Origin of the sequence: Enterococcus moraviensis ATCC BAA-383 (genome assembly GCF_000407445.1) — a bacterium.
GTDB lineage: Bacteria > Bacillota > Bacilli > Lactobacillales > Enterococcaceae > Enterococcus_L > Enterococcus_L moraviensis.
This window is the reverse complement of sequence record NZ_ASWB01000005.1, coordinates 277527-284929: the sequence shown is the minus strand read 5'-3', so window position 1 is coordinate 284929 and position 7403 is coordinate 277527. Positions and strand designations below refer to the sequence as shown.

General features: G+C 35.1%; 9 protein-coding genes. 3 read left to right on the top strand and 6 right to left on the bottom strand.

Features of this window, described 5'->3' with window-relative positions; all coding sequences use genetic code 11:
• Positions 1-289 precede the first annotated feature (289 nt).
• Both I586_RS16845 and I586_RS16840 read right to left on the bottom strand, forming a co-directional pair.
• The gene (locus I586_RS16845) at positions 290-757 is read right to left on the bottom strand and encodes a hypothetical protein (protein WP_010764062.1); all 468 of its coding nucleotides are present in this window, start codon (positions 755-757) and stop codon (positions 290-292) included.
• 115 nt (positions 758-872) lie between these two features.
• Positions 873-1553, bottom strand: a complete 681-nt coding sequence (locus tag I586_RS16840; RefSeq protein ID WP_010764061.1) for a DUF4947 domain-containing protein — start codon at positions 1551-1553, stop codon at positions 873-875.
• Positions 1554-1722: 169 nt separating this feature from the next.
• On the opposite strand from I586_RS16840, the gene I586_RS16835 reads away from it, so the two are divergent.
• Positions 1723-2226 (top strand): NUDIX hydrolase, encoded by a 504-nt coding sequence (locus I586_RS16835; protein ID WP_244147899.1) that lies wholly within the window; start codon positions 1723-1725, stop codon positions 2224-2226.
• Positions 2227-2349: 123 nt separating this feature from the next.
• Positions 2350-3096: a TraX family protein gene (locus tag I586_RS16830; RefSeq protein ID WP_010764059.1), complete on the top strand. Its 747-nt coding sequence runs from the start codon at positions 2350-2352 to the stop codon at positions 3094-3096.
• 53 nt (positions 3097-3149) lie between these two features.
• Here the strand turns inward: I586_RS16830 and I586_RS16825 are convergent, their stop codons facing one another.
• From I586_RS16825 to glpK, 4 genes are read right to left on the bottom strand one after another with little or no spacing between them, the layout of a single operon-like run.
• Positions 3150-3512, bottom strand: coding sequence for an MmcQ/YjbR family DNA-binding protein (locus tag I586_RS16825; protein ID WP_010764058.1), 363 nt, complete (start codon positions 3510-3512; stop codon positions 3150-3152).
• Positions 3502-3900 (bottom strand): VOC family protein, encoded by a 399-nt coding sequence (locus I586_RS16820; RefSeq protein ID WP_010764057.1) that lies wholly within the window; start codon positions 3898-3900, stop codon positions 3502-3504. The genes I586_RS16825 and I586_RS16820 overlap by 11 nt, the downstream gene beginning before the upstream one ends.
• Positions 3901-3941: 41 nt before the next feature.
• Complete coding sequence (locus I586_RS16815) at positions 3942-4742, bottom strand: helix-turn-helix domain-containing protein (protein ID WP_010764056.1); 801 nt, start codon at positions 4740-4742, stop codon at positions 3942-3944.
• Between the two features lie 22 nt (positions 4743-4764).
• Positions 4765-6270 (bottom strand): glycerol kinase GlpK, encoded by a 1506-nt coding sequence (glpK, locus tag I586_RS16810; protein ID WP_010764055.1) that lies wholly within the window; start codon positions 6268-6270, stop codon positions 4765-4767.
• A gap of 438 nt (positions 6271-6708) precedes the next feature.
• Between glpK and efaR the strand changes: the two genes are divergently transcribed.
• Positions 6709-7356: a transcriptional regulator EfaR gene (gene efaR / locus I586_RS16805; protein WP_010764054.1), complete on the top strand. Its 648-nt coding sequence runs from the start codon at positions 6709-6711 to the stop codon at positions 7354-7356.
• The last annotated feature ends 47 nt before the right edge of the window (positions 7357-7403 follow it).

Here is a 7403-nt window from a genome sequence, read left to right as displayed (position 1 = left end):
TCTTTATCTCACTCCATTTTTATCTTTTTTCCGAGGTGCTAGCCCTTAAAGCTAGATAATAAAAGCTGAATGGGCTCGTTCAGCTCCGACTGAAAAATAGGAAAAATTGATTGAGATGCTCTTTATCTCACTCCATTTTTATCTTTTTTCCGAGGTGCTAGCCCTTAAAGCTAGATAATAATACAAGCCGAATGCGCTCGTTCAGCCTGGATAAGTAGTTCTTGTCTCGAGACATTCTTATCTTATAGCTTCCTGTAAGGGGAGAGTCAACACTTGTTCTTAAACTCTTTTATTTTCTTTTTTCTAATGTAACTACCGCGTAATTAAGTAATTCAACTACTCTTGAAAGAAACAACGCTTTCGAGAACGATTTTTTTGTTTCGATTACACTAAATGCTTCTCTAAATCGCTTATCGATTGCTTTGTAATGTGGGGAAGCGACATGAAAGTGCCCGTTTTTTTCAAAAATCTTCTCATAATCCGATTCAAAATCAAGGATTTTTGCTAACTTTTTTAATTCTCCAGCTGAAAATAGAATTGTATTTTGAATAAGCTCTTCTTCTAGCTCTTCAATTGAATAACATTCTCCCTCATTTATAAAATAGACATCACCATAAACAATCGGGTAACTCGACTTGCCAATTTTTATACATCCATTTTCTACAAAAAGTTGGATGATCTTGATTTTCCCTTGGCTTTCTTGCGTTAGTTGTGTAACTGGATTTGCTTTATAGTCACAAAAAAAATCATTTGCCATATTAATCTCCCTCTTTCTTTTACTTCATTAGTACCATATATTTTCGGTATTCGCAATGTAAAAAAGGTTGAAACATGACTCTACGAGCCACATCCCAACCTCTCAATGCATTAAATTAAAGGGTGTCTATTTTACCGATAAAATCAATATAGTCGGTCATCGGTGTTATAAACTTAACGCTATCTTCTGATAAGTAAACATTGGGTTTACCTTGATCTTCGTACACTAATAATTCTAGTTCCATGCTCATAGCAGCCGCTAGTGATAAATCTTTTGTCGCAAACATAAAAGCTTTTGCCTGTTCTTCGCTTAACTTACCTAGATCAAATTGTTGTTTGATCAATTGCCATTCGCCATCTTCTAGTCGGTCACGGATTGTCGCAGAATCAGTAATGATCTGACTTGGTTCACCTAGCATGCTGATTACTTCTTCTTTATTGTATTGTGAATAGTCTGGAACAAACGCAGAGATATTCCCGTCACCTGATGACTGATAACTTACTTCTTCATTGTCATCTTCTGGATTTGGTGTAAAAAGGTGCCCATTTACCTCTGTCTTTTTCACTTCTTTTTTCTTACTGCTTTCAGTTGTGCTAGCAGGAGTGGATGCTTTTTTTGTTTTACTTTCTTTTGTACTTGTAGAAGTTTCAGTTTCTTTTGTTGTACTTTCAGTGAGAATGCTGGAAGTACTTGTCTCTTTTGATGTATTATTCGTTTTAGAACTTGCCTCTTCTTTCGCTGTGCATCCGCTCATTAATACTAGAAATACCCCACAAAACATTAGTGTTTTTTTCATTTTACTCTCCTTTATTTTATGATGATCACCCCTTAATCAAGCTTATCATAACTCTAAAGTAAAGAAAATAGACGGTAGAAAATAAGTTAGCTAAGTCGTTCCTCTTTTGTTACAGTATATTAAGTAAAGAAAAAAGATCGACTCAAGGAGGAACACTCAATTGGAATATATGGATATTTACACTTCTGAAAAGCAACGGACATCAAAAATACACACCCGTGATCACGTAATGAACGACGGAGACTATCGTTTTGTTGTGTCTGTGTTGATTTTCAATAGCGCTGGCAAGTTACTCATTCAAAAACGCCAATCTTCAAAAACATCATGGGCGAATTGGTGGGATTATACAGCTGGAGGAGCCGTAATCACAGGTGAGTCTCTCTATGAAGCTGCCCAACGTGAACTGTTAGAAGAAACTGGGATCATTGTTGATTTGAAGGACGTCCCAAGTCGTTTGACTGTTTCATTTGAAGAAGGTTGGGATGAAATTTATTTTGTTACAAAAGATATTGCTCTTAATGAACTAGTTTTACAAGAAGAAGAAGTTAGTGAAATGAAATGGGTAACAGAACAAGAATATTTACAGATGCTTAATCAAAATGAATTTATTCCTTATATTTACGCAAAATCTATTTATGATTTTTATCGAAGTCAAAGTGAATATCTTCATTAAATAATCATCTTACTATCTTCTCACATTTTTGTAAGGTATTTGTTCGCTGATTCCAACGCCAAAAGTGTTTATTTTTTTTATACTGTAAAAAGTAATAAAATAACATTTATTTAGGAGAATGAAATGAACGGAAATCAATTAAAACTATTTATGATGAGCTTGATGCTATTAGATCATCTTGCCATACTTTTACCACTACAATTTGGGGACCCTATCCATATGGTCACACGCTGTGTTGCCGTATTCTTTGCCTTTATGGCGGTTGAAGGGTTTCATTATACAAGAAGCCGAAAAAATTATCTGCTTCGTCTTTATGGCTGGGCTGTAATCATGTTTATAGGGAATACATTGATCAACACACTGATCATCAAAGATCCCATGTATTTTTCTCACAACAATATTTTTCTAACACTAGCTGTTGGTGTGACTATTTTATCCTTGATTGATTTTGCGAAACGTGTAAAAAAACCTGTTGTTAAAATTGTAACAACTATCGTAACAATCATTTTAACATTAGCCGTTTGCCTAGGGTTGATTCCGGCAGAAGGTGGCCTTGTCGTCATTCCTTTTATGTTGCTTAGTTATTTCTTTAGGGATAATGCTAAAAAACGAGATCTTTCCTATATGATTTTGGCTATTCCTTTACTCATAATGCCTCTTCTTGGATTACCTGATTATTCTTTTGAAATGATCAAAATGCAACTTAGCGGTAATCCTGAATTTTTATTTATTTTAGTGATTCCTTTTATTCATCTATACAATGGGAGTAAAGGAAGCAGTAATCCAGCTTTTAAATATTTATTTTATGTCTTTTATCCAGCACATTTGTGGATAATCACATTGGTTAATTTTTATCTACATCATAGTTAATACAAAAACGTCGTTCTAAGATTTTTATCTTAAAACGACGTTTTCGCATTGATTCATTTATATTTAAGTTGTAGTTTCTTCGGTAATTTCCCTAAAACTAACACATATGATGTTCTTAAAAAAGTTGCCAGCTGTTCTTCTGTAAAAGAAGAATTCTCCAGCAGGAATGAATTCCAATGTGTTTTATTCGCATAATAGCCAGGAACAACATCAGGATACTGCTCCCGTAACACTTCATTTTCTTCTGGATCACCTTTGACCGTCATTACCCAATCGCCCGCTTTATTTGTCCCAAGCATGCAAAAACATTTTTTTTCGATTCCAAAATAATCGCAATCCCAATCTTCTCGATAGACTACTGTGGCACCTGGCCATTTGTTTGCTTCTTCTTTTAAATACTGAATTTTATCTTTCATTTGTTTCACCCTTCTGATCATTACAAAACAAACTCAATAAATTCCCATCAGGATCTTTGATGATTGCGTAATATTGTCCCCAAAACGCTTGCCATGGTTCTTTAAAAACTTCATACCCAAAGTTGTTCATTTTTTCGCATAACTGATCGATTTCTTTCGGCGAATCACACAGAAACGCTAATTCAATTTTGTCCCCTTCACTTTTTGGTGGATAGCCATAAATTCCTTCGATCATTTTTTTCGTGTTTAGTGAAATGCGCATCCCATTATTATTCAGTTCTACATACTCAGCTTCTTTTTCTCCTAGCACATCAAAACCCAATCGCTCATAAAATAGAATTGCAGCTTCCATCGATTCAACAATGATTCCAACCATATCTAGTTTCATTTCGTTGCCTCCATTCTTTTTTTTCAATTATAAGCACAGTTTTAACATTTGTCTTGTAAAATCCCGACATGTTGCTGAATTGCTTGTGGCGATAATCCCGTCATCCTTTTTAGTTTCCGAGAATAGTGGGATTGATCAAAAAAACCGTATTTATCAACTAAGTCCAACTGTTTTATAGTTGGGTGGCTGCTCAACTCCTGATACACTTTTTGAAAACGCAACACATCAAACACTTCGTATGGTGAAAGCCCTGTTTCCTCTCGAAACAATCGCTGCAAACTTCTTTCAGACAATGTGCTTTTCGCAATAATTTCAGTATAGTTGCTACTTCGCTGATTTCCTGCAAAAAACAGTTGAATCGGTTTTGAAATACTTTTTATCGTTGAGCGATTCAATCGTTCTAAAAAATACCGATCCGCGCTTTTAGTCAACCCAACAAATGAATCGTTTCCTGATAAATGCTTAACCAAATCAGTTGCAATTCCTTTTTCAAAGATTGCTAAATCAAGCAACTGATCCTTCAACCCTTTAAAAGATTGATCTAATAAAGCGTACATTCCACCCAAATAAAAGCGAATGCCAAAATAAATCGTCGGTTGTCTACTAGTAGAATAAAAAAAATGTGTGCTTGGACCACAAATATCGATTTGTAGAATATCGAATTCAAGACTTAATCGAATAATCAAATCAGAACATAAATCTGGAATAACTCTACTTGGCGGACTAGATGAATCCTTATAACTAAACCAATAAGATTGTATATGTGAACACAACCGAATATCCGGAGCTATTTCTTGATAATTATTTAGAGCATCTTGCCAAATCTTAGGTTGGTAGTCCATCATCTTGCTCCTTTTATCTTAGTTATTCCTTAGGTTTAAAAGCCATTGTTGCATGGACAGCTCGTTTCCATCCATCATATTGTTCATTTCTCTTGTCATCATTGATTTGGGGTTCAAATCGTTTCCCATGATGAGTAAATGCTCTGATTTCATCCAAATCTTTCCAAAAACCAACAGCTAAACCAGCTAAATAAGCCACACCCAATGCCGTTGTTTCAGCAAAATCTGCTGCTTCAACGGGTTTATTGAGGATATCAGCTTGAAATTGCATCAGTAAGTCGTTTTTAGAGGCCCCACCATCCGCTCTTAATACTTTAATATCTATTTTTGAATCATTTTCCATTGTTTTAACAACATCAGCTGATTGATATGCTATTGACTCCAGTGTTGCAAGAATCAAATGTTCTTTTGTCGTCCCTCTCGTTAAACCAAAAACAGCTCCTCTTGACTCTTGATCCCAATAAGGTGCACCCAGTCCAGTAAATGCAGGGACCACATAGACACCATCCGAATCAGAAACATAGTTCGCTAACGTTTCGGACTCCTCTGCTTTTTCAATTAATTTTAGACCATCACGTAACCATTGAACTGCAGATCCTGCCACAAAAATACTACCTTCTAGCGCATAGTTTACTTTACCATTTATGCCATATCCGATCGTAGTCAATAACCCATTTTCGGATAAAATTGCTTGTTCCCCAGTATTCATCACAATAAAGGCGCCTGTGCCATAGGTGTTTTTGACCATCCCTTTTTCAAAAGCCGCCTGTCCAAAAAGTGCAGCTTGTTGATCTCCAGCCATTCCAGCAATAGGAATCGTTTCACCATAAAAATGATAGTCTTGTGTATAACCGTAAACCTCTGCATTTGAACAAACTTCTGGTAACATGATTCGAGGAATAGCTAAAATATCTAAAATCTCTTGATCCCAGTCTAGTGAATGAATGTTAAACAACATCGTTCGACTAGCATTGGTATAATCTGTTTTATGAACTTTGCCTCCGGTAAGTTTCCACAATAACCATGTATCGATCGTTCCAAATAGTAATTGTCCAGATTCAGCTTTTTCTTTAGCACCTTGAACATTATCTAGCAACCACTTTACTTTTGTTGCAGAAAAATAAGAATCAATGATCAAACCTGTACGCTTTTGAATAAACTCTTGATGTCCATTTCTTTTCAATTCATCCGCCAATTCATTTGTTTGTTTAGATTGCCATACAATTGCACGATGAATGGGTTCACCTGTCTGTTTGTCCCAAACAACCGTTGTTTCACGTTGATTGGTAATCCCAATTGCTTTGATTTGAGCTGGCTTTAACTTTGATTCGATCAGTACATCTGCAATGACCGACTGAACAGAATTCCAGATTTCATTTGCATCGTGTTCTACCCAGCCCGGATTTGGAAAATATTGGGTGAACTCTTTTTGGGCTTTCGCGATTTCTTGCCCATTTTTGTCGAATATAATGGCTCTCGAACTTGTTGTGCCCTGATCTATAGATAAAATATAGTGGTTTGATTTCATGTCTTGTTCGCTCCTTGAAAATGATACTTTTATTATAAAGCAAAACGCTATCAAAAGTCCTGTTCTATTGTAAATATAAGAGTAACCTAAGATTATTTCTAAACATACTAAAATGGTTACCTGCTCTTTTCTCTATTCACCTGATTCTTATAATCAAACTAAGCAAAAAAAGCGTCTGAATACTCTCTTTTTTTACTATCAAAAATTTCTAATTTTTTTTTAACAATTCACTTTTTATTAAACTTGTGTACAACACAAATCTGTAGAATTTTACCTCAAAATTTGCTAGAAAACGTTATCAATTATGCGTTTCTTTTACATTTTTCATGAAAGAAAATAAAACACTCATTTTTTTTAAGATTAACATATTATTAAATGGTCAAAAAAACAATTTTCTGATAAACTTATCCTGATGGCTTCTTTGAAAGGATGAAATATATGACCCCGAATCGTGAAGACTACCTAAAATTGATTTTTGAATTAGGTGGCGATGAAAATAAAATCAACAACAAACAAATCGTTTCTGGCTTAGATGTTTCAGCAGCTTCAGTCAGTGAAATGATTTCAAAATTAGTGAAAGAAAAATTAGTTGAACATTCGCCATATCAAGGCGTTCAATTAACAGAAATAGGACTAAAAAAAGCAAGTACACTAATCCGTAAACATCGATTATGGGAAGTATTTTTAGTTGAACATTTAAACTACTCCTGGAATGAAGTTCATGATGATGCAGAAGTATTAGAACATGTCACTTCTCAAACGTTAGCAAATCGTTTGTCTGAATACTTGAATCAACCTAAATTTTGTCCTCATGGCGGTGTGATTCCTGGTGATGATCAACCAGTTCATGAAGAACAACGTGAAACGTTAGTTGATTATCCTGTTGGAACGACGATTCGTATTGCTCGAGTGCTGGATGAAAAGGAGCTACTTGATTATTTAGTGTCAATTGACTTAAATATACATGAAGAATACACGATCGATGAAATTGCTGCGTACGAAGGACCCATCAGCATTAGCAACAAAAACAAAAAAATAGCAATCAGTTACAAAGCAGCAAGTACAATCTTTGTTGATCAATTATAAAAATACTATGAATTAAGCGGCGCATTCAGAAATAACCTCTGACTCAG

Bases quoted from the DNA above. Each gene is read 5' to 3' on its own strand.
- glpK (WP_010764055.1), bottom strand. From the start codon at position 6,270: ATGAAATCAAACCACTATATTTTATCTATAGATCAGGGCACAACAAGT.
- I586_RS16815 (WP_010764056.1), bottom strand. From the start codon at position 4,742: ATGGACTACCAACCTAAGATTTGGCAAGATGCTCTAAATAATTATCAA.
- I586_RS16835 (WP_244147899.1), top strand. From the start codon at position 1,723: ATGGATATTTACACTTCTGAAAAGCAACGGACATCAAAAATACACACC.
- efaR (WP_010764054.1), top strand. From the start codon at position 6,709: ATGACCCCGAATCGTGAAGACTACCTAAAATTGATTTTTGAATTAGGT.
- I586_RS16820 (WP_010764057.1), bottom strand. From the start codon at position 3,900: ATGAAACTAGATATGGTTGGAATCATTGTTGAATCGATGGAAGCTGCA.
- I586_RS16825 (WP_010764058.1), bottom strand. From the start codon at position 3,512: ATGAAAGATAAAATTCAGTATTTAAAAGAAGAAGCAAACAAATGGCCA.
- I586_RS16830 (WP_010764059.1), top strand. From the start codon at position 2,350: ATGAACGGAAATCAATTAAAACTATTTATGATGAGCTTGATGCTATTA.
- I586_RS16840 (WP_010764061.1), bottom strand. From the start codon at position 1,553: ATGAAAAAAACACTAATGTTTTGTGGGGTATTTCTAGTATTAATGAGC.
- I586_RS16845 (WP_010764062.1), bottom strand. From the start codon at position 757: ATGGCAAATGATTTTTTTTGTGACTATAAAGCAAATCCAGTTACACAA.